The sequence below is a fragment of the Pseudomonas sp. P20 genome (assembly GCF_016463925.1).
Classification (GTDB): domain Bacteria; phylum Pseudomonadota; class Gammaproteobacteria; order Pseudomonadales; family Pseudomonadaceae; genus Pseudomonas; species Pseudomonas aeruginosa.
Genome location: NZ_JAEMVM010000003.1, coordinates 389,189 through 414,438, shown reverse-complemented (window position 1 = coordinate 414,438; position 25,250 = coordinate 389,189). Strand labels below are relative to the sequence as shown.

Here is a 25,250-nt window from a genome sequence, read left to right as displayed (position 1 = left end):
TCGGGACCGAACCGCTGCGGCGAACAACCTGCCGAAGCGCTTCACCACCCCTGGGAGAGAATCCATAAATCCTTGATTTTCAAGCATTTACTCTTCGTCGTCACCGGGAGTGGTGCGCATTATAGGGAGATAGAAACTGGCGTCAACACTTATTTGAAAGAATTATTCAGCCTTCAGCGTGATGCGCGCGAAAGCCTTCTTCCCTGCCTGGAACACACGGGTCTCACCCAGCGCCAGCATGAAGGTGCGGTCGACGACCTGCCCATCCACCTTGACGCTGCCGGCACCCAGGAGATCGCGAGCCGCAGCCGCATTCTTCACCAACCCCGCCTTATTAAGGACAGAGGCAACGGGCATATCCTCGGGGGACGACAGCTCGATCTCCGGCAGGTCTTCCGGCAGCTCGCCATCCTTCAGGCGATTGCCGGCCGACTTGTGTGCGCTCGCCGCCGCCTCCTCGCCATGGAAGCGGGCGACGATCTCCTCGGCCAGCTTGATCTTGATGTCACGCGGGTTGGCGCCCGCCTCGACGTCCTTGCGGAAGCTATCGATCTCATCCAGGGAACGGAAGCTGAGCAGTTCGAAGTAACGCCACATCAGCGTGTCAGGAATGGAGACCAGCTTGCTGTACATGACACCCGGCGCTTCCTGGATACCAATATAGTTGCCCAGCGACTTGGACATCTTCTTCACGCCATCCAGCCCTTCCAGCAACGGCATGGTCAGGATCACCTGGGCCTCCTGGCCATAGGCACGCTGCAGCTCGCGCCCCATCAGCAGGTTGAACTTCTGGTCGGTGCCACCCAACTCGACGTCCGCCTTCAGCGCGACGGAGTCATAGCCCTGGACCAGCGGATAGAGGAACTCATGGATAGCGATGGGCTGATTGCTGGCATAGCGCTTGCTAAAGTCATCGCGCTCCAGCATCCGCGCAACGGTGTACTGAGAGGCAAGACGAATGAAGTCAGCCGGGGTCAGTTGGTCCATCCAGGTGGAATTGAAGGCTACTTCGGTCTTGGCCGGGTCGAGGATCTTGAAGACCTGGGACTTGTACGTCTCCGCATTCTCCAGAACCTGCTCGCGCGTCAGGGGAGGACGGGTAACACTTTTCCCACTGGGGTCACCAATCATCCCAGTGAAGTCGCCGATGAGGAAGATCACCTGATGCCCCAGGTCCTGGAACTGGCGCAGCTTATTAATAAGCACGGTATGGCCAAGATGCAGATCGGGAGCGGTCGGGTCGAAGCCGGCCTTGATCCGCAAGGGCTGGCCACGCTTCAGCTTGGCCACCAGTTCCGCCTCTACCAGGATCTCGTCTGCACCGCGCTGGATCAGCGCCAGCTGCTCTTCAACCGACTTCATTTACAGGTTCTGCCCAATTGCCAAAATCGAAAGGGAACCAACCATACAAGATCGCAGACTAAAAACAAATTTTGCCGACCGTCAGGGGGACGGAGCCAGGCCAGACGCGACTTTTGGCTTGATTCAAGGAGATTTTGGTTATATTTTAGGCAGTTATTTATTCACAATCCAAAAACACCAATCACGCCATGACGCAATCCGATCAGAAAGCGCCGCCGTATTACCCGAAAAGCCACTTGTTGGCCGCCAGCGGTGTTGCAGCGCTCCTCAGTTTGGCACTACTGGTGTTCCCCTCGAGCGAAGTCGAGGCCAAGAGGACCACGCTCAATCTGGAGCTTGAAAGCAACACCGATCGCCTCCTTCAGGAGAAAGACGACCTCCTGCCGCAATCGGTCACCAATTCCAGCGACGAAGGCACGCCTTTCGCTCAGGTAGAAGGCGCCTCCGACGACAACACCGCCGAGCAAGACTCGGACAAGCCGGGCGCATCTGTAGCCGATGCCGACACCAAGCCCGTCGATCCCGAGTGGAAGACCATCACCGTCGCCAGTGGCGATACGCTGTCGACCGTATTCACCAAGGCAGGCCTTTCCACCTCGGCCATGCACGACATGCTGACCAGCAGCAAGGATGCCAAGCGCTTCACCCATCTGAAGGTCGGCCAGGAGGTCAAGCTCAAGCTCGACCCCAAAGGAGAGCTGCAGGCGCTGCGAGTCAAACAGAGCGAACTCGAGACCATCGGCCTGGACAAGACCGACAAGGGCTACTCCTTCAAACGCGAGAAGGCCCAGATCGACCTGCATACCGCCTATGCCCATGGCCGCATCACCAGCTCGCTGTTCGTTGCCGGTCGTAACGCCGGCCTGCCCTATAACCTGGTCACGTCGCTGTCGAACATCTTCGGCTACGACATCGACTTCGCCCTCGATCTGCGTGAAGGCGACGAGTTCGACGTGATCTACGAACAACACAAGGTCAACGGCAAGCAAGTGGCGACCGGCAATATCCTCGCCGCCCGCTTCGTCAACCGTGGCAAGACCTACACCGCCGTGCGCTATACCAACAAGCAGGGCAATACCAGCTACTACCGCGCCGACGGCTCCAGCATGCGCAAGGCATTCATCCGTACGCCGGTGGATTTCGCCCGTATCAGCTCGCGCTTCTCCCTGGGCCGCCGCCACCCGATCCTGAACAAGATCCGCGCGCACAAGGGCGTCGACTACGCTGCCCCCATCGGCACACCGATCAAGGCCACCGGAGACGGCAAAATCCTCGAGGCCGGACGCAAGGGGGGCTACGGCAACGCCGTGGTGATCCAGCACGGCCAGCGCTATCGGACCATCTACGGACACATGAGCCGCTTCGCCAAGGGTATCCGCGCCGGTACCAGCGTGAAGCAGGGCCAGATCATCGGTTACGTGGGCATGACGGGCCTGGCCACCGGCCCGCACCTGCACTACGAATTCCAGATCAATGGCCGTCACGTCGATCCGCTGAGTGCCAAGCTGCCCATGGCGGACCCGCTCGGTGGCGCAGATCGCAAGCGCTTCATGGCGCAGACCCAGCCGATGATCGCGCGCATGGATCAGGAGAAGAAAACCCTCCTGGCCCTGAACAAGCAGCGCTGATCGTGCCGCGCTACCTGGGGTTGATGTCCGGAACCAGCCTGGACGGCATGGACATCGTCCTGATCGAGCAAGGTGATCGCACCACCTTGCTCGCTTCCCATTACCTACCCATGCCGGCCGGGCTGCGCGAAGACATCCTCGCCCTGTGCGTCCCCGGTCCCGATGAAATCGCCCGCGCCGCCGAAGTCGAGCAACGCTGGGTCGCCCTTGCAGCACAGGGCGTGCGCGAACTGCTGCTCCAGCAGCAGATGAGCCCCGACGAAGTCCGTGCCATCGGCAGTCACGGTCAAACCATCCGACATGAACCCGCTCGCCACTTCACGGTGCAGATCGGCAACCCCGCCCTGCTGGCGGAGCTGACCGGCATCGATGTCGTCGCCGACTTCCGCCGCCGCGACGTCGCAGCCGGCGGCCAGGGCGCCCCGCTGGTACCGGCCTTCCATCAGGCGCTGTTTGGCGATGATGACGCCTCCAGGGCGGTCCTGAACATCGGTGGCTTCAGCAACGTTTCGCTGCTCAGCCCCGGAAAGCCGGTACGCGGCTTCGACTGCGGCCCGGGCAACGTGCTGATGGACGCCTGGATTCATCACCAACGCGGCGAACATTTCGACCGGGACGGTGCGTGGGCCGCCAGCGGCCAGATGAACCACGCACTGCTGGCAAGCCTGCTGGCGGATGAGTTCTTCGCCGCGCGTGGCCCCAAGAGCACCGGGCGCGAGCGCTTCAACCTGTCCTGGCTGCAGGAGCACCTGGCTCGTCACCCTGCCTTGCCGGCAGCGGATATCCAGGCAACCCTGCTGGAACTGAGCGCGCGCAGCATCAGCGAATCGCTGCTGGACGCCCAGCCGGACTGCGAAGAGGTGCTGGTATGCGGCGGCGGCGCCTTCAATACGGCGCTGATGAAGCGCCTGGCCCTGCTGATGCCCGAAGCTCGGGTCGCCAGTACCGACGAATACGGCATTCCCCCTGCCTGGATGGAGGGCATGGCATTCGCCTGGCTAGCCCATCGGTTTCTCGAGCGCCTGCCCGGCAACTGCCCTGATGTGACCGGTGCGCTCGGTCCCAGAACTCTGGGCGCGCTGTATCCCGCCTGAAACGAAAACGCCGCGCATATAAGCGCGGCGTTTTCGTAGCGGCCCCATCGACGTCAGATCGAGAACGACTGTCCGCAACCGCAAGTCGTGGCGGCGTTCGGGTTCTTGATGACGAACCTCGAACCTTCCAGGCCTTCCTGGTAGTCGACTTCCGAGCCCGCCAGGTACTGGAAGCTCATCGGGTCCACCACCAGGCCCACGCCATCGCGCTCGATCACGGTATCGTCATCGGCGATATCTTCGTCGAAGGTGAAGCCATACTGGAAGCCCGAGCAACCGCCGCCGGTGACGAATACACGCAGTTTCAGGCGAGGATTGCCCTCTTCGTCAATCAACGTCTTCACCTTGTTGGCTGCGCCTGGGGTAAAGAGCAGGGGCGTAGGGGTGAAGGTCTCGATGCTCATGTTTCCGAATCTCCCGGCTTGAGGCCGTGCGTTACAACATTACGCCCATTATCCTCTTGTCCCAGAAAAATGGTCAACTAATCCACAGTTTCCACGCTGGCAGGCAGTTCCAGCGGGCGCGGACTGGCCTCGGTCATCGGGCACAGGCGGCCCTCGATCTGGGCCCCCATGGCGGTTTCGATCAGCCCATAGTGAAGATTGCCCTTCACCCGGGCCTGGGCCCCCAGCTCCAGGCGTTCGATGGCATGGATGTCGCCATCCACCTGACCGTCGATGATCACATGGGGGGCCCGGATTTCGCCATCGACTCGACCGCCGGCGCTGACCCGCACCAGCCCTTCGTGCGCCTGCAACGCTCCGCGGACGGTGCCGTCGATCTGCACCGCGCCCTTGAGGTTCATGTCACCGACCAGTTCGGCGCCGCTGGCGATCAGGCTGGTCTGCCCGGTGAAACGCTGGACGTCGGCCCGGCCTTTGTTCTTGCTCCACATAATGCTCACTCACTGCTTCGGCCAATCGAAACGGCGCTGTAGCGGTTTGGACTGGCCATTCAGCTCCGCACGTACGTCGATCAGCTTCGGGATGAAGTTCTTCGGCAGCTCCAGCTCGGCGAAACGCCCCCCTTCTGGGATCGACTGGAAATGCCGGAGGGAAATCGACAGCCCTGTCTTGCCCAGTTCCGGCGAGAGCTGTTCGAGGTCGTAGGTAGCGTCCTTGCGCGCCAGCTTGCCGCTGATGCGGACTTTCAGCCGCCCATCCAGCTTGCGGTCGTCCCTGCCCAGGCGGCTGAGCATCACCTTATAGCGGAAGCGCTGCGGGTCGTCCGTGCCCTGCACCTCAAAGGCACGGATTTCCAGCGCATCCGCCTTGCTGGCCGGCGCGACTACCCCCTTGTAGAACGCGATGTCCTGTTGCTGCTTGAACACCTGGTCCTCAAGCAGCTTGATGGTCTGCCGGCTCTGTTCGGTGGCCTGCTGGCTGAGGCGTTCTCCGCTGCGCAACACCTCGATTTCGGTACGCAGGCGCTCCAGCTCGGCCTTCTGCTCGCCGATCAGGGTTTCCTGGCGTTGCGCATCGGCCTCGCTGCGAGCGGCGTCCGCCCCGGTCGACCAGCGACCGCCGAGAAACGCCAGCGGAACCGCCAGCAGCAGCGCACCCACCCCGAGGCGGACCAGCCAGGCCCGCCGTGGATCACGGAACTGGAGTTCCCAGCCGGACATCAGGGGAGCAGGGCCGCATGCGAGAGGCCCAGGCGCTCGTCCAGCCCGAACAGGATGTTCATGTTCTGGAGCGCCTGACCCGAGGCGCCCTTGACCAGGTTGTCGATCACCGACAGCACCACCACCAGGTCGCCGCCCTGGGGGCGATGCACGGCGATTCGGCAGACATTGGCGCCACGCACGCTGCGGGTCTCCGGATGGCTGCCGGCCGGCATCACGTCGACGAAGGGTTCGTCGGCGTAGCGCTTCTCGAACAACGCCTGGAGGTCGACCGAGCGATCCGCGACATGGGCATAAAGGGTTGCATGGATACCGCGGATCATTGGCGTCAGGTGCGGTACGAACGTCAGCCCGACCTCGCCGCCGGAGGCCCGACGCAGGCCCTGGCTGATTTCCGGGAGATGCCGATGCCCTTTGACCGCGTAGGCCATCATGCTTTCGCCCGCCTCGCAGAACAGCGAGCCAACCTTGGCACCACGACCGGCGCCGCTGACCCCGGACTTGCAATCGGCGATCAGCCGCGAGGCGTCGGCCAGGCCGGCCTCCAGCAGCGGGATCAGGCCCAGCTGGGTCGCGGTCGGGTAGCAACCCGGCACGGCGATCAGGCGGGCCTGGCGGATCTTCTCGCGGTTCACTTCCGGCAGGCCGTAGACAGCCTCGTCGAGCAGCGCCGGAGCGCCATGCGGCTGTCCGTACCAGCGCGCCCACTCCTCGGCGTCCGCCAGGCGGAAGTCAGCGGACAGATCGATGACCCGGGTCCCGGCGTCCAGCAGTTCGCCAGCCAGCGCGTGCGCCACGCCGTGCGGCGTGGCGAAGAACACCACGTCGCAAGCGCCGAGGCGCTGCGCGTCCGGCACGCTGAACTGCAGGTCATCATAATGACCTCGCAGGTTCGGGTACATGTCGGCGACCTTCACCCCCGCCTCGGAACGTGAAGTGATCACTTCCACCCGGGCCTGCGGATGCTGCGCCAGCAGGCGCAGCAGTTCCACGCCTGTATAACCCGTACCGCCAACGATGCCGACCTTGATCATCTGTCCATCACTCCGCGCGCTGAGGCAAGCTAGCCAAAAGAGGCCAATGATAAGAGCCGAGCGCCGGCATGAACAGCGCTGGGCGTCCGGCTTTGCGACCGGTTCGGCCCTTCGGTCGGCAGTCTAGCCCCCGGGGTCGTCGGGCAGAAATTGCTGCGAGGCCCTATCCGAATGTTCCTACCTGTTATGCGGCCATATCTGCCGGCAAATCAGACAGCGGCAAGCCGCCAGGGTGACGCGTTCCAGCCATCCCTCTACTATCGGGGCACCGTGATCAAGAGGATGTCCTGATGTACATGTGGCTCAAAGCCTTCCATATCATCGCCGTGGTCTGCTGGTTCGCCGGCCTGTTCTACCTGCCGCGCCTGTTCGTCTACCACGCCATGAGCGAGGACCAGACCAGCCGGGAACGCTTCTGCGTCATGGAGCGCAAGCTCTACCGAGGGATCATGATGCCCTCGATGCTCGCCACCCTGGTCCTTGGCCTCTGGATGCTCTATCTCACCCCCGGCTGGCTGAGCCAAGGCTGGCTGCACGCCAAGCTGACCCTGGTGGTCCTGCTGATCGGCTACCACCACGCCTGCGGCGCCATGCTCAAGCGCTTCGCCCGCGGCGAGCCGGGGCGCAGCCATGTGTTCTACCGCTGGTTCAACGAAGTGCCTGTACTGTTCCTGCTGCTGATCGTCCTACTGGTGGTGCTCAAACCTTTCTGACCCAGGAGTCCTGTCCATGTCCTTGCCCGCCCTGCTCGACCAACGCCTGCGACTGCCGATGGTGGCCGCGCCGATGTTCCTGGTATCCAACCCGCAGTTGGTGCTGGCCTGCTGCCGCAGCGGCATCGTCGGCAGCTTCCCGGCGCTCAACCAGCGCGAGAGCAGCGGCTTCGAGGGTTGGCTGGAGGAAATCGGGGCCGGCCTGCAAGCGCTGGACAATCCCGCGCCCTATGCGGTGAACCTGATCGTCCACAACACCAATCCGCGGTTGCAGGCCGACCTGCGGATCTGCGTCGAGCACCGCGTACCGATCGTCATCACCAGCCTCGGCGCAGTGCGCGAAGTGGTAGACGCTGTGCATAGCTACGGCGGCCTGGTATTCCACGACGTCACCACCCGCCGCCACGCCGAAAAGGCCGCCGAGGCCGGGGTCGACGGCCTGATCGCGGTGGCGGCCGGCGCGGGCGGCCACGCCGGGACCTGGAGCCCTTTCGCGCTGGTCGCGGAAATCCGCCAGTTCTTCGACAAGACCCTGCTGTTGGCCGGCTGCATCAACCACGGCCACGAGATTCTCGCCGCACAGATGCTCGGCGCCGACCTGGCCTATCTCGGCACCCGCTTCATCGCCACCCGCGAGAGCAATGCCTCCGACGCCTACAAGCAGATGATCCTGGAGGCACGCGCCGCCGACATCGTGCACACCCCGGCGGTGTCCGGCGTACCGGCCAGCTTCATGCGGCAAAGCCTGGAGGCCGCCGGCTACGATCTGAAGCGCCTGACCGACAAGGCAGACATGAACTACGGCGAGAAACTCAAGCCGGTGAACGACGAGGCCAAGGCCTGGAAGACCGTGTGGTCCGCCGGCCAGGGCGCGGGCAACATAGACGACTTGCCCGGCGTCGACGAGTTGGTCGCCCGCCTCGACCGGGAATATCGAGACGCCCTGCGGAACATGGATAGCCTGGCCAACCGCTGGCCGCGCTGAAACCGCCGGGTCACGGCGCCCCGGCTTGTGCGGGAGTTCTCATCTCGCGCTTGTGGGCGCCAAGGCCGCCGATTAGGCTGTCGGCTGCATTTCTCTCACCCCAGCTGACAAGGATGCCTGCATGACCGACCAACGCTTCAAGATCGTCTTCTCCGGCGAGCTGATGCCCGACGCATCGCTCGAAACCGTGAAGGACAATCTCGCCCGCCTGTTCAAGAGCGAACCGGGCAAGATCGACGCCCTCTTCGGCGGTCGCCCGGTGGTGCTGAAACGCGAACTTCCAGAGGCCGAGGCGGAGCGTTACCTGACCGCCCTGCGCCAGGCCGGCGCCAATGCCCACAAGGAAGTCGACCTGGCGGCCAGCCTGAGCCTGGTGGAAACGCCCGATCACAACCCCCAGGTCGCGGAGGAAACCCCAGCGCAAGACCTGCCTCCCATGACCTGCCCGAAATGCGGCCATGAACAGCCCAGCGGAGCGGAATGTTCGGCTTGCGGCATCATCATCGAGAAGTACCTGGCGCGCCAGGCGCAGCTCGGCGAAAACGCCGCGCCTGCGGCCTCCGCGGCCGCGGGCGCGGGCGCGTCTCCCTACACACCACCCAGCGCCCAGGTCGGCGAAGCCCTCCCCGAGTTCGGCGAGCTGAACGTGTTCACCACCAACGGCCGGATCGGACGCCTGCGCTATCTCGGCTGGTCGATGGCGATGACGCTCTGTTTCCTCGTCATCATGGGCCTGGGCTTCCTGCTCGGCGAAACCGTCGGCGTGGCCGTCACCGCCCTGGCCTCGATCGCCTTCATCGTCATTGCCGTGATGATCGGCGTGCAGCGCCTGCATGACCTCGGCTGGTCGGGCTGGCTCTGGCTGCTCAACTTCGTCCCCTTCGTCGGCAGCGTGTTCGGCATCCTGATGCTGGTCCTGCCCGGCAGCACCGGCGCCAACCGCTACGGTCCGCCGCCGCCGGCGAACAGCACCGGGGTGAAAGTCCTGGCCAGTCTGATCATCCTGCTGCCGATAGTCGGTATCATCGCCGCCATCGCCCTGCCGTCCTACCAGGGTTACCTGGAGCGCGCGAACTATGACGGCGGCGCCAGCGCTCCAGCCGACCCGTACACCACGGACGAGCAGGCCGCCGCAGCGGCGGCCGAAGCCGATGAAGCCGCCACGGCGGCGGCAGAGGCCATGGAAGACGACGACCAACAGTAGCCACGCAACCCCTCGCGACGGGCGGGGTCCAATTCCCCGTCCGTTTCGGAGAAGTCTCGAATGCCCCGTTATGCCCTGATCACCGGCGCTTCCAGCGGTATCGGCCTGGCCCTAGCCGAAGCCCTGGCCCGGCGCGGTCGCGCCCTGATCCTGGTGGCGCGCCAGCGCGACGCGCTGGAGAGCATCGCCTATGAGCTGGCGCAGCGTTTCGGCGTGGAAGTGCTGTTCCGCACCTGCGATCTTTCCGAGCCGCTGCAACTGTCAGGGTTGTTGCACGAACTGGAACAGGGCGAACGACAGATCGACCTGCTGGTTAACAATGCCGGGATCGGTACCTCCGGCCCCTTCATCGACCAGGAATGGGCGCGGGAACAGGAGCTGATCGAACTCAACATCCTGGCCCTGGCCCGCCTTTGCCACTCCCTCGGCGCCCGCATGGCGGCACAGGGCGGTGGCCAGATACTCAATATCGCCTCGGTGGCCGCCTTCCAGCCCGGCGCCTGGATGAGCAACTACTACGCCAGCAAGGCCTACGTCCTGCACTTCTCGGAAGGCTTGCGGGAAGAACTGAAAGGGCGCGGCGTCAAGGTCTCGGTGCTGTGCCCTGGGCCAACCCGTACGGCATTCTTCCGGGAAGCCGGGATGCGGCTCGGCAGGCTCGACCGGAGCAAGCTGATGATGACCCCGGAGGAAGTCGCGCTGCTGGCCCTGCGCGGGCTGGACAAGAACCGCGCCCTGATCGTCCCCGGTTGGCGCAATCGCCTGCTGGCGCTGAGCCCACGCCTGGCGCCACGCTGGCTGGTGCGCCGACTCGCCGCGCGGATCAACGCCTCGGCGGTACCCTCCGCCCCACGGGGTTGATCGGCCTCTCCTCGCAGGGCAACGAGGTTAGCCGTCGGCTCAGTCTGCCGGCACCGCCCGCCCCTTGGCCCAGGTCCGCAGCGCGGCGAGCTTTTCCGCCATCAGCACCGACAGCGGCGAGGTTCGCGACAGCTCCCTGAGCAACAGCTCCTGATCCACCGCCTGCTGTCGCGCCTGCCCGGCGTACAGTGCCGCCACCACCGCCTGCTCGATCTCCGCCCCGCTGAAACCCTCGCTGGCAGCCGCCAGCAGAAGGAGGTCGAACTGTGCCGGCTCCAGCTCGCGGCGTTGCAGGTGGATGCGGAAGATCTCGGCGCGAACCTCCGGCGTCGGCAGGTCGACGAAGAACAATTCGTCGAAGCGTCCCTTGCGGATCAGTTCGGGCGGCAGGCGGTCGATAGCGTTCGCGGTGGCGACCATGAAGACCGGCGCCTCGCGCTCGGCCATCCAGGTCAGCAGGGTACCCAGCACGCGCTGACTGACGCCGTTGTCCTGGTCGCCGCCAGAAATGCCCTTCTCCACTTCATCCATCCACAGCACGCAGGGCGCCATCTGTTCGGCCAGGCGCAGCGCCTCGCGCAGGTTGCGCTCGGTTTCGCCGAAGTACTTGTTGTAGAGACAGGCGAAATCCAGACGCAGCAACGGCAAGCCCCAGAGGCCGGCCACCGCCTTGGCCGCCAGGCTCTTGCCGGCGCCCTGCACGCCGACCAGCATCATGCCCTTCGGCTGGTCGCCAGGCGTGCCGGCGAGGAACGCCGACTGACGCTCGCCGAGCCAGCGCTTGAGCGCGGCAAGCCCGCCGACCTCGGCGAAGCGCGCGGTGTCGTACTCGAAGCTCAGCACGCCCTCCAGGTCGAGTAGCTGGAACTTGGTGCGGTTCAGCTCGGGCAGGTCCTCCTGGGTGATCGCCCCATCGTTGCAGATCACGTTGCGCGCCAGCAGCCGCGCCTCGGCATGGCTGAGCCCACGCAGGTTCTTCACCACCTGCTGCAGGGTGCGGTTGTCGGTGCGCACGCGGGCACCACGGTTGCGCTCGCTCCAGCGCGTCGCTTCCTCGCGGACGATGCCGAGCAGTTCGTCCTCGCTGGGCAGGGACAGCGAGAACCGCGCGGCGAAGCGCTGCACCTCGGCCGGCAGCTTCAGCGCATGGGACACCAGCACCACGGTCGGTCGATGATTGCCTTCGGCCATGGCGATTTCCTTGAGCAGGCGCACCAGGGTCGGGCTGTCGCCAAGGAAAGGATGCAGGTCGCAGAGCACGTAGAGATTCGCCTGCTGGTCGTGCTTGATCAAGCGCAACGCCGCGACCGGGTCGCGGCTCTCCTCCCCGCCCAGCGGCTCGCCGCCGAAGCCCAGGCGCTGCACGCCCTCGGTCACCGACCAGGCATACAGGCCAAGGCCGCGCCTGACCGCCAGGCCGGTGAGGGTTTCCATCACCTTCGGCTCGTCCCAGGACTCGATCAGGATCAGCTTGACCCGGGAATCCAGGACCAGGCCGAGGTCGTGTATGTCGTTCTTCACTGCGGCTCCTTCACGCTTGGGCGGTCGCGACGGGCACCGCTACACTCGGGAAAGCACCCGAGGCCGGAGGAATCGCCCATGGACTGTCTGTTCTGCAAGATCGTGGCGGGGGAAGTTCCCGCGCGCAAGTTCTACGAAGACGAGGAAGTTGTCGCGTTTCACGATATCGGCCCGCAGGCGCCGGTGCACTTCCTGGTCATCCCGAAAAGGCACATTCCCACCCTCGAGCACCTGACCGAGGCCGACCGGCCGCTGGCAGGCCATATCCTCTTCACCGCCCAGCGCCTGGCCCGGGAGCAGGGCTGCGAGGAAGGCTTCCGTGTGGTGATGAACTGCAACGACCTTGGCGGGCAGACCGTGCACCACATCCACATGCACGTGCTGGGTCAACGCCAGATGCACTGGCCGCCGGGCTGAATCCCTGCTGGCGCTGCGACATCGCAGCCCGTCCGCAACATCCTGCTATCAGCGCACTTCCGGTAAACTGGTGCGATCTTTCGTTTCCGGAGGTGCGCCATGTCCGCCGACCGCCACTATTCGCCCATCGACCGTTTCCTGCTGCAGGCCGACTCCGCCCTGCGCACCCTGCTGCCGTTCAGCGGCCAGCCGGCGCGACCGTCGCCGGCCATCGTGGAACCCGATGGCGAACTGAGCGAGGAAGACACCCGCCATATCGCCGGCCTGATGCGCATCAACCACACCGGCGAGGTCTGCGCCCAGGCGCTGTACCAGGGCCAGTCGCTGACCGCCAAGCTGCCCGAGGTCCGCGAGGCGATGGAGGAAGCCGCCGAGGAGGAGATCGACCACCTGGCCTGGTGCGAGCAACGCATCCGCCAGTTGGGCAGCCGTCCCAGCGTCCTCAATCCGATCTTCTACGGCCTGTCCTTCGGCGTCGGTGCCGCCGCCGGGCTGGTCAGCGACCGGGTCAGCCTGGGCTTCGTCGCCGCCACCGAAGACCAGGTGTGCAAGCATCTGGACGAACACCTGGCGCAGATTCCCCAAGAGGATCGGAAATCCCGTGCCATCCTCGAGCAGATGCGTATCGACGAGGAACAGCATTCGAGCAACGCCCTGGCCGCCGGCGGCCTGCGCTTCCCGGCACCGGTGAAGCTGGGCATGAGCCTGCTGGCGAAGGTGATGACCAAGAGCACCTACCGCATCTGAATCGCACGCATGAAAAAGCCCGCTCGAAGCGGGCTTTTTCTTTCTCGTGTGCGATCAGCGCGGCATGTTGCGCGCGTAGAAGATCTCCAGCATTTCGTGCTTGAGCCGTTCCGTGACCTGCTCGCGCTGTTCCGCCGAGAGCGTCCGGGTAGCGTCGCCGAACAGGTAGTTCTCCAGTTCGAAGTCCTTGAGCAGCATCTTGGTGTGGAACAGGTTCTCCTGGTACACGTTCACGTCGGTCATCTGGTAGGCCTCGCGCGTGTCGTCGGAGAGATAGTTCTGGATCGAGTTGATCTCGTGGTCGATGAAATGCTTGCGCCCCTCGATGTCGCGGGTGAAGCCGCGGACCCGATAGTCGACCGTGACGATGTCCGAGTCGAACTGGTGGATCAGGTAGTTCAGGGCCTTCAGCGGGGAGATCACTCCGCAGGTGGACACATCGATGTCCACGCGGAAGGTCGCGATGCCGTCCACCGGATGGATTTCCGGGTAGGTATGCACGGTGATGTGGCTCTTGTCCAGGTGCGCCAGGATGGTGTCCGGCAGCGGGCCCGGGGACTCTTCGATCTGGCTGTCGGTCGGAGTGACCGGCTGCTCGGAGATCAGGATGGTCACGCTGGCGCCCTGGGGGTCGTAGTCCTGACGCGCGATGTTCAGGATATTGGCGCCGATGATGTCGACAACATCGGTAAGAATCTGCGTCAGACGCTCCGCGTCATACTCTTCGTCGATGTACTGCACGTAGGCCTGGAGGTCTTCGGGCGTCTCGGCGTAGCAGATGTCGTAGATGTTGAAGCTCAAGGTCTTCGTCAGGTTGTTGAACCCGTGGAGCTTGAGTTTGCTTTTCACCGTGGGGAACTCTCTCGGTTGCTTGCGGCTCTGCCGCAGGGTTGGGGCATGCCCGTCAGGTGCGAACGACGCACCTGCGTAGGACGGTTAACACCTCTTCGCGATGGCGATTGTGGTTTGTTGAGTTGCACGGGCGCCGGCTGGCGCCATTGGTCACCCGACCGGGATGGCTCGGGAAACGTCTATCAGAGCGGAAGAATCTTCCGAACTGAACGGCCGCCCGACGGAATCGCGCGGCACGAAAAAAGGGGCGCATTATGCAGAGCCAATCAAGCCTCCGCCAGAGTTTGCGCCCCTTTTATGATGACCGGATGTCGTCTCAGCCGAGTTCGACGATCTCGTAGTCGTGGGTGATCTCCACCCCGCCGCGACCGAGCATGATCGACGCCGAGCAGTATTTCTCCGCCGACAGCTCCACCGCGCGCTTGACCTGGGCCTCCTTGAGACCGCGGCCCTTGACCACGAAGTGCACGTGGATCTTCGTGAACACCTTGGGCTCCTCGTCGGCCCTTTCGGCCTCGAGGAAGGCTTCGCAGCTCTCCACCGGCTGGCGCGCCTTCTTCAGGATGCTGACCACATCGAAGTTGGTGCAGCCGCCGAGGCCGATCAGGACCATCTCCATAGGGCGCACCCCGAGGTTGCGTCCGCCATGGTCCGGCGGACCGTCCATGACCACCACGTGGCCGCTACCGGACTCGCCGAGGAACATCGCCTCGCCCGCCCACTGGATACGCGCTTTCATCGTTCAGACTCCCGCCGGCAAAGGGCGCCAGCTTAGCACAGGGCCCAAGGACAGTACGGGATCACAGTCCTGATAGCTGCGTCGCAAAATCACATCGACCTTCATGGTCCGTCTGTTAAGCTGGACGCGGTTTACTGGCACACTTCCTGATCTGCCCGGTTGGGGGGAGTTCTCCGCTGAGCTCCCGGGCCCTGGCAGGTCTCTCCATAAGAACTCAAAAAAACATCGCCTTGTACGTCAGGCATATTCTTTATTCTTTCGGGACTCGGGCATGGTAGCTATTACCCACACACCCAAACTCAAACACCTAGACAAGCAGCTCGCACACTGTCACCGCCGCCGCTACACCGCAAAGAGCACCATCATCTATGCCGGCGATCGCTGCGAAACGCTGTTCTTCATCATCAAGGGTTCGGTCACCATCCTCATCGAGGACGACGACGGCCGCGAAATGATCATCGGCTACCTCAACAGCGGTGATTTCTTCGGCGAGCTGGGATTGTTCGAAAAGGAAGGCAGCGAACAGGAACGCAGCGCCTGGGTTCGCGCCAAGGTGGAATGCGAAGTCGCCGAGATCAGCTATGCGAAGTTCCGCGAACTGTCGCAGCAGGACTCGGAGATCCTCTACACCCTCGGCAGCCAGATGGCCGACCGCCTGCGCAAGACCACCCGCAAGGTGGGCGACCTGGCCTTCCTCGACGTCACCGGACGCGTGGCCCGCACCTTGCTGGACCTGTGCCAGCAACCGGACGCCATGACCCACCCGGACGGCATGCAGATCAAGATCACCCGCCAGGAGATCGGCCGGATCGTCGGCTGCTCGCGGGAAATGGTCGGACGCGTGCTGAAGAGCCTGGAGGAGCAGGGCCTGGTGCATGTGAAAGGGAAGACCATGGTGGTCTTCGGCACCCGCTGAACAGCACCCATGAAAAAGGCCGGTCACAACCGGCCTTTTTCATGGGGTTCGACAGCGCGGATCAGTCAGGATCGGCGCCCAGCACCACGCCGCCACGCTCCTGGAAGAACAGGCGCTTCAGCTCGAGGCCAGGATCGTCGGCCCGCATGAACGCCTCGCCAACCAGGAAGGCGTAGACCTCGCTGACTTCCATCAGCTCCACGTCGGCCCGGTTGAGAATACCGCTCTCGGTGACCACCAGGCGGTCGCGGGGAATTTCCGGCAACAGGTCGAGGGTGGTTTCCAGGCTCACCTCGAAGGTGTGCAGGTTGCGGTTGTTGATGCCCACCAACGGCGTGTCCAGGGTCTTCAGTGCACGTTCCAGCTCGGTGCCGTCATGCACTTCGACCAGTACGTCGAGACCGACCGACTTGGCAGTCGCCGCCAGTTCGGCCATCAGCACGTCGTCCAGCGCCGAGACGATCAGCAGGATGCAGTCGGCACCGATCGCCCGCGCCTCGACGATCTGGTACGGATCGATCATGAAGTCCTTGCGGATCACCGGCAGCGCACAGGCGGCCCGCGCTTCCTTCAGATAGGCATCGGCGCCCTGGAAGAAGTCCACGTCGGTGAGCACCGACAGGCACGCCGCGCCACCCGCCTCGTAGCTGCGGGCTATCTCCGCCGGGACGAAGTGTTCGCGCAGCACGCCCTTGCTCGGCGATGCCTTCTTGATCTCGGCGATCACTGCCGGCTCCTTGCGCTTGGCCCGCTCCAGCAGGGCATTGGCGAAGCCGCGCGGCGCATCGGCGCTACGCGCCAGCCGCTCGACCTCGGCCAGGTTGACGCGCGCACGGCGCTCGGCGACCTCCTCGGCCTTGCGGGCGAGGATCTTCTGCAGAACCGTCGGCACACTCACTGTGCGTTCTCCTCTCTGTAAACGGCGGTGAAGGCCACCAGTTCGTCCATCTTCTCCCGTGCCAGCCCGGTGTGCAGGGCATCGTGGGCCAGTTGAATGCCCTCGTGCAGGCTGGTCGCCAGATCGGCAGCGTACAGTGCCGGGCCGGCATTCATCACGATCAGCTCGGCGGCCTTCTGCCCAGCCTCGGTCTTGCGCCGCCCCAAAGCGTCGCGGATCAGTTCCAGCGAGGCCTGCGGACTGTCGACCTCCAGCCCCATCAGGGTCTGGCTCTTGATCCCGAAGTCCTCGGGACGCACTTCGTACTCGCGTACCTCGCCGTCCTTCAACTCGGCAATGTGGGTCGCCGCGGCCAGACTGAACTCGTCCAGCCCGTCGCGCGAATGCACCACCAGCACATGCTCGCTGCCGAGACGCTTGAGCACTTCAGCCAGCGGCTTGCACAGTTCCTGGGTGAACACCCCGACCACCTGGTGCCTGACTCCCGCCGGGTTGGTCAGTGGGCCAAGCATGTTGAACAGAGTCCGCAAGCCCAGCTCGCGGCGCGGACCGGCGGCGTACTTCATCGCCTTGTGGTGGACCTGGGCGAACATGAACCCGACGCCGACGGTGTCGATGCAACGCGCCACCTGTTCGGAGGTCAGTTCCAGGTAGATGCCGGCGGCTTCCAGCAAGTCGGCGCTGCCGCTCTTGCCGGAGACCGCGCGGTTACCGTGCTTGGCGACCTTGCCGCCAGCGGCGGCGACCACGAAGGACGCCGCCGAGGATACGTTGAAGATGTTCGCGCCATCGCCGCCGGTGCCGACCACGTCGACCACATGCTTCAGCGTAGGCAACTGCACACCGTCGGCCAGTTCGCGCATCACCGCCACCGCGCCGACGATCTCGTCGATGGTTTCGCTCTTCATCCGCATGCCCATCAGGAAGGCGCCGATCTGCGCGTCGGTGCACTGCCCGGTCATGATCTGGCGCATGACCGCCTGCATTTCCTCGGTGGTCAGGTCGAGCTGGTTGACGATGCGATTGAGGGCTCCCTTGATATCCATCTCAGTTGCCCTCCCCACGCACGCCGCCCTGCTGGCGGAGGAAGTTGGCCAGCAACTCGTGGCCCTGCTCGGTGAGGATGGACTCGGGATGGAACTGCACGCCCTCGACATTCAGGGTCTTGTGGCGTACACCCATGATCTCGTCGAGCGATCCGTCGGCATGTTGGGTCCAGGCGGTGATCTCCAGGCACTCCGGCAGGCTCTCTCGCTTCACCACCAGCGAGTGGTAGCGCGTCACCGTCAGGGGATTGGCCAGGCCGGCGAATACGCCGAGGTCCTTGTGGTGGATCGGGCTGGTCTTGCCGTGCATCACCTGCCGCGCCCGCACCACTTCGCCGCCGAAGGCCTGGCCGATGCTCTGGTGGCCAAGACAGACACCGAGCAATGGCAGCTTGCCGGCGAAGCGCTCGATAACGGCCAGCGAGACGCCGGCCTCGTTGGGGGTGCAGGGACCGGGGGAAAGGACGATGCGCTCGGGCGCCAGGGCCTCGATCTGTTCCACGCTCAGTTCGTCGTTGCGCACCACCTTGACCTCGGCCTTGAGCTCGCCGAAGTACTGCACCAGGTTGTAGGTGAAGGAGTCGTAGTTATCGATCATCAGCAGCATGCTGGCTGTAACCTCTTGATTTCATTCTTATGCGAATCGCATCACCCGGCTTTCGCCACACCCGGTTCCCGGCGCGCTCGCGGAGGAAGGGGGAGTGGATCGTCGGCATTATGCCTGTGGAAAACGGGGGACGCAGGGAGACGTGACCGGCCAGGCCGGCGAAAAAGAAGTCAGGCGCGCCAGCGCCAACGGGCGAATGCCTTGATGAGGGAGGTGATGATGCTGCTGAGGTGGATCACGATAGCGGTCTCACGGAGCCATGTTGGGGAACATAGCCCAGTGGGGAGGATGGGTGCAACAGCGGGATGTCGGAAGGAAGGCCGATCCGAGAGGATCGGCCGAAAGGTTTAGCGGCAGGCACGCAATGCCGCCTGCAATTCGAGTTCGTAGCCCTGCCGCTGGCGGCGCTCGGCGAGCAATGCGCGAACCTTGGCCTGCAGCGAATCGCCGGCCTTCAGCGTGGCGCCGGCCCAGCTCGGCGGGCGCACGTCAGGTACACGGCAGGGCACTGCCAGGGGAACCTCGACGCGCACGGGGCGAGGTGTCGTCGGTGAGGCTGCGCAGCCCGCGAAAAGCAGACAAAGCCCCAGCAGGAGACGAGTCATAGTCCCAGCTCCCGGTCGATCGCCGCACCTGCCGCCTGGCAGTCCGTGCCAATGTCGGGTTCCTGGAGCAGACGCACGGCCGCGGCATACTGCTCCGCGGCCTGTGCCCTGGCCTCGCCGAGTGCCTGCTCGACGTCCTTCGCGCGCCTCTCGGCGCTCGCCCGCACCGCCGCCAGCGCGCGCTGCTGCTCATCGAGCAAAGCCTCGAGCTGGCCGCTGGCGACGCGGCTGGCAGTGAGTTGGCCCAGGGCCTCCTCCAGTTGCGGACGATAGTGGCGGGCAACCAGGCCGCCGCCGAGCAAGGCGCCGGCCAGCAGGACCAGCAACACGGCCGGCAGGAGCAGAGCGAGCCGGCTCATGACAGCACCGCCCTGGCCCGCTGCCACAACGCCAGGCGCTCCGCCTGGCCATTCAGGCCGCCGTTGATGCGGCGGGTGATGGCAGCGAACTCACCACGGTCGGCCAGCTCGTTGAGCCCGTGACCGGCCCACCACCAGGCGGCGCTGCGGGCCGCCGGCACGGGCTGCTCCAGGCGCCAGGGCTCGGCTTCCAGCGGCTCGCCGAGGGCCTCGCCGACCAACCGGTAGTTGGCACGCCCGGTGATCTGTAGCAAGCCACGCCCACGGAAGCGCCAGCCATCGCCGGACGCTTCGTCGCCATTGCCGTTGCGCGTGGCGTAGGTGTTGTCGGCAATCGCCTGCGGATTGCGCGCCAGCCGCAAGGCCAACGCGTTGGGCTGCCCGTCGGGGCCGAGATAGCGGCTCGGCCAGGTCGCCGCCAAGCCTTGGGCGCTGTAATTGAGGTTCTCCACCAGCCGGGTCAACTGGCTGCTTTCGTGGCCAACCTGGGCGAGAAACGCGGCACGCCGCGCCGGTGTGTCGATCTCCCTCTCGTCCATGGCCCGTTGCAACGCCGCAACGAAAACGCCCGCGACGAGGCGGGCGTTGGGAAAAATGCGCAGCAATTGCTGCTCGGTCAGTTTCATCGATCCTCCTGCACTCCGATGGGTTTCAGGCGTCACCCCTTGCCGCCTCGGCCGCCGTTGCATTGCACGACAGTGGTCCATCCGCTGGAGCTGTAGGTGTGCTCCACCGAGTCGATCAGGAACTCGCCGTCGATTCCCGCCTTGAAGCCTTGGAGCAGCAGGCTGCGCTCGGCGAACAGGTCGCCACGCCCTGGCAGTTCCAGGCGCACACTGGCGCTGGAGCGGCTGAAGCTCGCCAGGCGAGCCTTCGCCGCCTGCTCGGCCTCTCCACGGCTGGCATAGAGATGCCGGTCGACATGCTCGCCCATAGCCGTAGCCGGTGCCTTCGGGTTCTTCAACTCGACGCTCTTGACCTCGCCGCTGCCGGGCAATTGGTAGCGGGTCTTCACCGTTCTCATCAGGCTGCGGTCGTCGAAGGTAACGTCGAAGCTACCGACGTCAGCACGGCCCAACACCAAAGGTTCGATCCGACGCCCCGTGGCGCTCTGCCCGCTCTGTCGCGGCAGCACCATGAGCATGCCCTCGGCCAGCTTGGCGGTGCAGTCGTACTGGCGCGCCAGACGGGTGACGAAGTGGTAGTCGGACTCATTGACCTGGTCGACCCGGGCGATCGCCACCTGCAACGGACACTCCACGCGCCAGCCGTTGCGTGCGCCAACATCGCGGCAGACCTGAGCCAGGGTAGTGCCCTCCCAACCGCCGCTGCGTATCGTCTTGCCACTGCCGCGCATGTCGCCGGCCTTGGCAGTGACGGTCAGGCAGTCCGGCGGACCAGCCCACTGCAAGGTGTCCACGGTAAAGCGTCCCATGCGCATCAGTGGCTCGCCGGCATAGCCGAGATGAACCTCCAGCACCGCACCGCGCCTGGGTAAGGCCACCTGTCCATCGCGATCGTCGAGCCTCAAGGTCAGGCTGTCGGACTCCATGCCCGGCTTGTCCAGCAGGGTCAGCTTGAGCAGGCGGTCATTCAGCCGCTGGGTGACGTCGGTGCCGTCGGCAACGATACGGAAACTCGGTTGCACCTGGTTTCTCCAGAAAAGAAAAACCCCGCCAAGGCGGGGTTGCGGGTGAGCGGTCGATCAATCCCACAGGCGCACCTGTTCGACATTGACCACCGGCATGTCAGGGAAACTGATCAGCAAGCCGGCGCGGAATGGCTGCTGCTCATCGGCCAGCCCGGGATTGGCGTCGAGGGTCGCCTCGACGCAGCCCAACAGATGGCCATAGACGTGGTAGCAGAGGCTGTCCAGCATGTCGCCGTCAGCGGTTCGGCAGGTCGTCGCCATAGCGCTTGAACTCCAGGTCGAAGGTTTGTTTGCGGGGAGCGCCGTTGCCCAGCAGGGCGCTCTGGTTCTCGCTGATCCGCACCAGACACCAGAGGCCCATCTGCACCTCGCCGTAGCCGCTGCTCAGGATCAGCGGCTCACGCCGCTCCGCCAACCGGCGCAGCGCTTCGAGCTGCTCCAGACCGACGACCTTTTCCTGGTTACCTACCTGTCGACGCAGCGGGAATACCGCACCCTTGAGCAGGATGCTCTCCTCGCCCATGCCGACGCTCTGCAGCGCCGGCCGCCGACCCAGGCGCACCTGCCCGCTCCAGTTGTAGGCACTGTTGCGCTGCAGGGCGTCGAAGGCGGCAGTATTCAGGTTGAAGTAGAACGGTTGGGCATTGGCGGTCAGCGGCTGCAGTACCAGCAGGTGCGGCAAGGGCGCTGCGGCCTCGCTCGGGGGCGTCGCCGAGGGTGCCAGCAGCCACGACGGCAGCACCCCCGCCAGCGTCGGACTGATGTCGCCAGCGACCTTGCCGACCGCCTGCGCGGCACTGTTCACCTGGACCTTCAGCGCATCCAGGCGTTCGTCGATACCAAGCAACGCCCGGCTCGCCCGGTCATAGGTGGAGACCACGCGGTTCACCTTGCCCTGCGCCTGGCCGATGCCGCGCATGGCACGCTGCAGCCGGGCAGCCATTTCCGGCGATACGCCGGGCAGGTTCTCCAGCTCCGCGGCTGCGCCGCGGATCTCGCTGATCGCGCCGTTCACCGGAGCGACCACCTTGTCCAGACTCTTGCGTCCGGACTCGCCGGCGCGACCCAGGTACCTCAGGCCGGCCTGCAATTGTTCCAGATATGCCATGGGGACTCCTTAGACCATCGCCGGATCGTAGAGGCTGCGCCGCTGCCGCTCGTCGGCGAAGTCGACAAGCATGCGTTGCAGGTAGGGCAGCAACTCGTCGGCCAGACGCTGCGGCTCGTGTACGTTGCCTTGCACCGTCAGGTTTATCTGCGGCGCGAAGGTCCAGTTGGGCACAGCCGCGACGGGTTCGGCCTGTGGTACGGGCACCGCCGGCTTGTTGTCCGAGGCCGCCGGCGGATCGCCAGCCAGACTGCGTCCCAGACGCCCCCCCAGTTCGCTACCGCCCCAGGCGCCGATAGCGCCGCCAACCAATCCACCGATCAGCGTACCGACCACCGGCACCACCGAGCCGATGCTCGCTCCCAGAGCGGCGCCAGCCAGGGAACCAGCCAGGGAGCCACCGGCCTCGCCATAGGCGATGGTCTTTTCGCTCTCCGACAGGTCGCTGGAGTAGACCTCAGCAACATCGATCAACGACGAGGCCACTTGCAGCGGCGCGTTGCGTATGGGCAAACGCGACAGGCGCGGCAGCTTTCCTGCCATCGCCCCCAAGCCTCCTCCAGCCGAGAAGCCAAGGGATGGAAGGGAGCGGGCCTTCAGCCCACCGCCCTTGCCTCTCTTCCTGCGTGGTGTTTGACCGCGCTTTCGTTGTGCTGGCCTCCTCGCGGACTCCAGCGTAGAGTCGCCTCCCGGCACCGGCCAGTTGGTAACGAACACGCGCTGTATTTCGCTACCACCCGATACCCGGCCTGCACCCCGTTCGATCAGGTCGCCGACGGCAGCGCTCCCTCGCCGACCGAGCCGACCGCCACGCAACACGTCGATAGCGCCGCGCCCTCCCTTGTAGGCGAGATACCCGGATAACACCGCACCTGCGGCGGCGGTAAGACCGGCCGTCGTCCGCGGATAGGCTTCGAGCAGTTCCGCAGTCGACTCGCCGAGTACCGCGCTCCCCTTGGCCAGGTTGTCCAGATATGGATTCAGGGCGCTGCCCAAAGCGGTCTGCGCCCTCTCCCAACTGTCGCTGGAAGCCTTCCACAGCTCCTGGGACATCCCCTTGCGACGCTGCGCATCGCGCTCCGAAGAGCCTACGGAAGACTGCTGGGATTCGAGCAAGCCCTGGAACTCGCCGCGCGACGCTCGATAGGCTTCAAGCGCCGGCGACGCCTCACCGGCGCTGAGCTTGCCGCCCTTATCCCGATAGCGCGCAGCCAGCTCCAGGTTGGCCTCCAGCAGACTCGCTCCGTCCTTGCGCAGCGCTTCCAGGTCCCGGTCGTAGTCCTGGCCATAAGCGCGTTTCAAGCTGCCGCTGCCGACGAACTCCAGCCAGGCCTTCATCCGCACGTCCGCTTTGTCTGGCGTGGTGTTCTTTGCCTGAATCTCCAGCAAGGCCCCCAGTGCACCGACATCGCCGGCCGTGGCCTCTCCCGCATTGCCCAGCGCTGACAACAAGGCAGGCAGGCGACGCGCCAGGGCCTCACTGCCGACTCTGCCTTTACCCAGGACGACCAGGCGGTCGAGGGAGGCGGACAATTGCTCTGGCGAGTCCGAACCCTGGGCCAGTTGCAACGCTCGAACCAGCCCCGCAGCCTCGGCTGAAGCAATCCCTTGGCCAAAGCCGAAGCGGCCCGCCAGTCCCAGATTCATTTGCGCGGCGGCGAACCCCATGCCGGTGGCGTTCAAGTGCTCCAGCATGTCCAGCGTCGCCGTGCGTCCCAGGCCGCTCTGGCTGGCACTGTCCTGGATCAGGGATGCCAAGGCTGGCTCCCGGCCGACGTCCAGGCCGTTGCGGATCGCCAGGTCGCGCAACCGCGCTTGATAACCGGCAGCCGTCTTGCTGGCTTCCACGACCAGTCCGGAAAATGCGCTAGCCAATGGCATTGCCTGGCTGGCCTGCTCCAGCCGTTGCAGGCCGCGGACCTGCATATCCAGGCCACGCTGCATCTCGCCCAGTCGAGCGTAGGCATCGCCCGCGGCCCTGGCCTCGATGCCGAGTCGCTTCAGTTGCTCCTGGCGTTCGCCAAGCTGCCGGGCATGCTCAGCAACGCCGCGGTCCCCGACCTTGCGCATATCGGCGAGTTCTCGCTCCAGGCGTATGGCGTCTCCCAGCACATCTCTCAGGCTGGACGCCTGGCGGGAACGTTCCTGGAGACTGTCGAGCCGTGCCTTGACGGTCTCGAATGCCTTGCCCAAGGAGGGGTCGGCGATGCCGCCGATGGAGACCACCAGGTCCATGTCTTTACTCATGACGGTTCGTCTCGTCTGTTATCGATGTCCGCCTCCGCGGACCTACTGAAGTAGCGCGGGCGCCGCTCGCCTGGCGGACGACGCCGTCGCTCACTCCTCGCCCTCGGCGAGCCACCAGAGCAGGTCGCCCAGGGTCATGCGCTCCAGTTCGCTGGCCTGGAAGCCCAGCTCAATGGCCAGGCGCCTCGCCAGTTGACGCATACGCGAAGGTGTCGTCCGTGTCGTCTTGCACCAGGCGAAAGTAGGCTCCTTGCAGCCGCTGGTAGTCGCTCAGCTTCAGCCCCTCCAGGTCCTGGCGGCTGACCTGCGCCAGCGAGGCGAACAGTTGCAGTTCGCGCTCCTCGGCATCGTCGCCGGCCACCTTGCCGGCCAGGCGGATATCACGCACGGTGGGTGCACGCAGGGTCAGCGTGTCGACGCTGACCCCGTTGCACTGTGCCGGACGCGAGAGACGAACGAGGGCGGCGTCAGCATCCAGCGTCAGCCAGCCCGGCAGTCGATTCTCTTGGGTCATGTCCGGAGCTCCTCTTACAGGCCGAGGTCGTTGCGCATGCCGGCCAACTGGTCGACACCGTTGATCGCGCGGACACCGTTGACCGGATCGATCTCGTAGACCTCGCGGCCATCGACTTCCAGCTTGTAGTAGCTGACCGCAACGGCGTACTTGAACTCGGCTTTCTCGCCGGCCTTCCAGTCGCCCGGGTCGACCTCCTTGAGCAGGCCGCGCAGGGTAGCCACCACTGGCACGCTGGCGCCCTTCTGGCCCTTGAAGGAGCCGCGGAACACGCCATTGAAAGCGCTCTGGTCGGCCAGGCCGAAGAAATTCAGTGCTTCTCGGCGGGCACCGTTGGTGGAGAACTTGGCCTCCATCGCCTCCAGGCCCATGTCGATGGATACCGGCGCATCCATGCCGCCGGCACGGTATTGCTCGGTCTTCACAGCCAGCTTGGGCAGGGTCAGGGATGGCACGTCACCGGCGAAGCTCACGCCGTCGATGAACAGGTTGGTATTGGTCAGGGTTTGCGGAATCAT

General features: G+C 64.9%; 29 protein-coding genes. 9 read left to right on the top strand and 20 right to left on the bottom strand.

Features of this window, described 5'->3' with window-relative positions; genetic code table 11:
- Positions 1-162: 162 nt before the first annotated feature.
- Positions 163-1,362, bottom strand: coding sequence for a tyrosine--tRNA ligase (tyrS, locus tag JHD77_RS06175; RefSeq protein ID WP_003101660.1), 1,200 nt, complete (start codon positions 1,360-1,362; stop codon positions 163-165).
- A gap of 188 nt (positions 1,363-1,550) precedes the next feature.
- Here tyrS and JHD77_RS06170 point away from each other — a divergent pair, with 188 nt between their 5' ends.
- Both JHD77_RS06170 and JHD77_RS06165 read left to right on the top strand, forming a co-directional pair.
- On the top strand, positions 1,551-2,990 hold the full coding sequence (locus JHD77_RS06170; protein ID WP_003085274.1) for a peptidoglycan DD-metalloendopeptidase family protein: 1,440 nt from the start codon (positions 1,551-1,553) through the stop codon (positions 2,988-2,990).
- Positions 2,991-2,992: 2 nt separating this feature from the next.
- Positions 2,993-4,084, top strand: coding sequence for an anhydro-N-acetylmuramic acid kinase (locus tag JHD77_RS06165; RefSeq protein WP_003085271.1), 1,092 nt, complete (start codon positions 2,993-2,995; stop codon positions 4,082-4,084).
- Between the two features lie 53 nt (positions 4,085-4,137).
- Here the strand turns inward: JHD77_RS06165 and erpA are convergent, their stop codons facing one another.
- The 4 genes from erpA to argC all read right to left on the bottom strand — a co-directional run bounded on the left by erpA (position 4,138) and on the right by argC (position 6,742).
- Positions 4,138-4,488: an iron-sulfur cluster insertion protein ErpA gene (gene erpA, locus JHD77_RS06160; protein WP_003085254.1), complete on the bottom strand. Its 351-nt coding sequence runs from the start codon at positions 4,486-4,488 to the stop codon at positions 4,138-4,140.
- Between the two features lie 77 nt (positions 4,489-4,565).
- On the bottom strand, positions 4,566-4,988 hold the full coding sequence (locus JHD77_RS06155; protein WP_003120826.1) for a bactofilin family protein: 423 nt from the start codon (positions 4,986-4,988) through the stop codon (positions 4,566-4,568).
- A complete protein-coding gene (locus tag JHD77_RS06150; RefSeq protein ID WP_003085249.1) occupies positions 4,989-5,708 on the bottom strand; it encodes a DUF6776 family protein in 720 nt (239 codons plus the stop codon).
- Positions 5,708-6,742: an N-acetyl-gamma-glutamyl-phosphate reductase gene (argC, locus tag JHD77_RS06145; protein WP_003085247.1), complete on the bottom strand. Its 1,035-nt coding sequence runs from the start codon at positions 6,740-6,742 to the stop codon at positions 5,708-5,710. Before argC ends, JHD77_RS06150 begins: the two co-directional genes overlap by 1 nt.
- A 290-nt stretch (positions 6,743-7,032) precedes the next feature.
- Here argC and hemJ point away from each other — a divergent pair, with 290 nt between their 5' ends.
- From hemJ to JHD77_RS06125, 4 genes are all read left to right on the top strand, one after another.
- Entirely contained in the window at positions 7,033-7,455 is a 423-nt protein-coding gene (gene hemJ / locus JHD77_RS06140) for a protoporphyrinogen oxidase HemJ (RefSeq protein WP_003113170.1), read from the top strand.
- 16 nt (positions 7,456-7,471) lie between these two features.
- Positions 7,472-8,440 carry an NAD(P)H-dependent flavin oxidoreductase gene (locus tag JHD77_RS06135; RefSeq protein WP_003085244.1) on the top strand — a complete coding sequence of 323 codons (969 nt, stop codon included), beginning with the start codon at positions 7,472-7,474 and terminating at the stop codon, positions 8,438-8,440.
- A gap of 121 nt (positions 8,441-8,561) precedes the next feature.
- Complete coding sequence (locus tag JHD77_RS06130; RefSeq protein WP_003101646.1) at positions 8,562-9,644, top strand: DUF805 domain-containing protein; 1,083 nt, start codon at positions 8,562-8,564, stop codon at positions 9,642-9,644.
- Between the two features lie 60 nt (positions 9,645-9,704).
- Positions 9,705-10,505 (top strand): SDR family NAD(P)-dependent oxidoreductase, encoded by an 801-nt coding sequence (locus JHD77_RS06125; RefSeq protein WP_003101644.1) that lies wholly within the window; start codon positions 9,705-9,707, stop codon positions 10,503-10,505.
- A 39-nt stretch (positions 10,506-10,544) separates the two neighbouring features.
- Here JHD77_RS06125 and JHD77_RS06120 read toward each other — a convergent pair whose 3' ends face one another.
- Positions 10,545-12,026: an AAA family ATPase gene (locus JHD77_RS06120; RefSeq protein ID WP_003101642.1), complete on the bottom strand. Its 1,482-nt coding sequence runs from the start codon at positions 12,024-12,026 to the stop codon at positions 10,545-10,547.
- A 78-nt stretch (positions 12,027-12,104) separates the two neighbouring features.
- Between JHD77_RS06120 and JHD77_RS06115 the strand changes: the two genes are divergently transcribed.
- Both JHD77_RS06115 and coq7 read left to right on the top strand, forming a co-directional pair.
- The gene (locus JHD77_RS06115; protein WP_003085225.1) at positions 12,105-12,443 is read left to right on the top strand and encodes a histidine triad nucleotide-binding protein; all 339 of its coding nucleotides are present in this window, start codon (positions 12,105-12,107) and stop codon (positions 12,441-12,443) included.
- 99 nt (positions 12,444-12,542) lie between these two features.
- On the top strand, positions 12,543-13,190 hold the full coding sequence (gene coq7 / locus JHD77_RS06110) for a 2-polyprenyl-3-methyl-6-methoxy-1,4-benzoquinone monooxygenase (RefSeq protein WP_003085224.1): 648 nt from the start codon (positions 12,543-12,545) through the stop codon (positions 13,188-13,190).
- A 54-nt stretch (positions 13,191-13,244) separates the two neighbouring features.
- On the opposite strand, the gene speD is transcribed toward coq7, so the two are convergent.
- Together speD and JHD77_RS06100 are read right to left on the bottom strand one after the other, a co-directional pair.
- A complete protein-coding gene (gene speD, locus JHD77_RS06105; protein ID WP_003101641.1) occupies positions 13,245-14,039 on the bottom strand; it encodes an adenosylmethionine decarboxylase in 795 nt (264 codons plus the stop codon).
- A 319-nt stretch (positions 14,040-14,358) separates the two neighbouring features.
- Positions 14,359-14,781: an OsmC family protein gene (locus JHD77_RS06100; RefSeq protein ID WP_003085219.1), complete on the bottom strand. Its 423-nt coding sequence runs from the start codon at positions 14,779-14,781 to the stop codon at positions 14,359-14,361.
- 271 nt (positions 14,782-15,052) lie between these two features.
- Here JHD77_RS06100 and crp point away from each other — a divergent pair, with 271 nt between their 5' ends.
- Positions 15,053-15,697 carry a cAMP-activated global transcriptional regulator CRP gene (crp, locus tag JHD77_RS06095; RefSeq protein WP_124166501.1) on the top strand — a complete coding sequence of 215 codons (645 nt, stop codon included), beginning with the start codon at positions 15,053-15,055 and terminating at the stop codon, positions 15,695-15,697.
- 61 nt (positions 15,698-15,758) lie between these two features.
- Here crp and trpC read toward each other — a convergent pair whose 3' ends face one another.
- The 12 genes from trpC to JHD77_RS06035 all read right to left on the bottom strand — a co-directional run bounded on the left by trpC (position 15,759) and on the right by JHD77_RS06035 (position 25,250).
- The gene (trpC, locus tag JHD77_RS06090; protein ID WP_003085205.1) at positions 15,759-16,595 is read right to left on the bottom strand and encodes an indole-3-glycerol phosphate synthase TrpC; all 837 of its coding nucleotides are present in this window, start codon (positions 16,593-16,595) and stop codon (positions 15,759-15,761) included.
- Positions 16,592-17,641 (bottom strand): anthranilate phosphoribosyltransferase, encoded by a 1,050-nt coding sequence (gene trpD, locus JHD77_RS06085; protein WP_003085203.1) that lies wholly within the window; start codon positions 17,639-17,641, stop codon positions 16,592-16,594. The genes trpC and trpD overlap by 4 nt, the downstream gene beginning before the upstream one ends.
- Position 17,642: 1 nt before the next feature.
- The gene (locus JHD77_RS06080; RefSeq protein ID WP_003101640.1) at positions 17,643-18,248 is read right to left on the bottom strand and encodes an aminodeoxychorismate/anthranilate synthase component II; all 606 of its coding nucleotides are present in this window, start codon (positions 18,246-18,248) and stop codon (positions 17,643-17,645) included.
- A gap of 347 nt (positions 18,249-18,595) precedes the next feature.
- A complete protein-coding gene (locus JHD77_RS06075; protein WP_003118919.1) occupies positions 18,596-18,853 on the bottom strand; it encodes a hypothetical protein in 258 nt (85 codons plus the stop codon).
- Positions 18,850-19,212, bottom strand: a complete 363-nt coding sequence (locus JHD77_RS06070) for a hypothetical protein (RefSeq protein WP_003101639.1) — start codon at positions 19,210-19,212, stop codon at positions 18,850-18,852. The genes JHD77_RS06075 and JHD77_RS06070 overlap by 4 nt, the downstream gene beginning before the upstream one ends.
- Positions 19,209-19,838 carry a glycoside hydrolase family 19 protein gene (locus JHD77_RS06065; RefSeq protein ID WP_003085188.1) on the bottom strand — a complete coding sequence of 210 codons (630 nt, stop codon included), beginning with the start codon at positions 19,836-19,838 and terminating at the stop codon, positions 19,209-19,211. Before JHD77_RS06065 ends, JHD77_RS06070 begins: the two co-directional genes overlap by 4 nt.
- A gap of 32 nt (positions 19,839-19,870) precedes the next feature.
- Positions 19,871-20,860, bottom strand: coding sequence for a phage late control D family protein (locus JHD77_RS06060; protein ID WP_003101637.1), 990 nt, complete (start codon positions 20,858-20,860; stop codon positions 19,871-19,873).
- 57 nt (positions 20,861-20,917) lie between these two features.
- Positions 20,918-21,124 carry a tail protein X gene (locus tag JHD77_RS06055; protein WP_003101635.1) on the bottom strand — a complete coding sequence of 69 codons (207 nt, stop codon included), beginning with the start codon at positions 21,122-21,124 and terminating at the stop codon, positions 20,918-20,920.
- Positions 21,099-21,971, bottom strand: a complete 873-nt coding sequence (locus tag JHD77_RS06050) for a phage tail protein (RefSeq protein WP_003085182.1) — start codon at positions 21,969-21,971, stop codon at positions 21,099-21,101. The genes JHD77_RS06055 and JHD77_RS06050 overlap by 26 nt, the downstream gene beginning before the upstream one ends.
- Positions 21,972-21,980: 9 nt before the next feature.
- A complete protein-coding gene (locus tag JHD77_RS06045) occupies positions 21,981-24,218 on the bottom strand; it encodes a hypothetical protein (protein WP_003101633.1) in 2,238 nt (745 codons plus the stop codon).
- A 169-nt stretch (positions 24,219-24,387) separates the two neighbouring features.
- Entirely contained in the window at positions 24,388-24,732 is a 345-nt protein-coding gene (locus JHD77_RS06040) for a phage tail assembly protein (protein WP_003085178.1), read from the bottom strand.
- A gap of 14 nt (positions 24,733-24,746) precedes the next feature.
- Positions 24,747-25,250, bottom strand: coding sequence for a phage major tail tube protein (locus JHD77_RS06035; protein ID WP_003085175.1), 504 nt, complete (start codon positions 25,248-25,250; stop codon positions 24,747-24,749).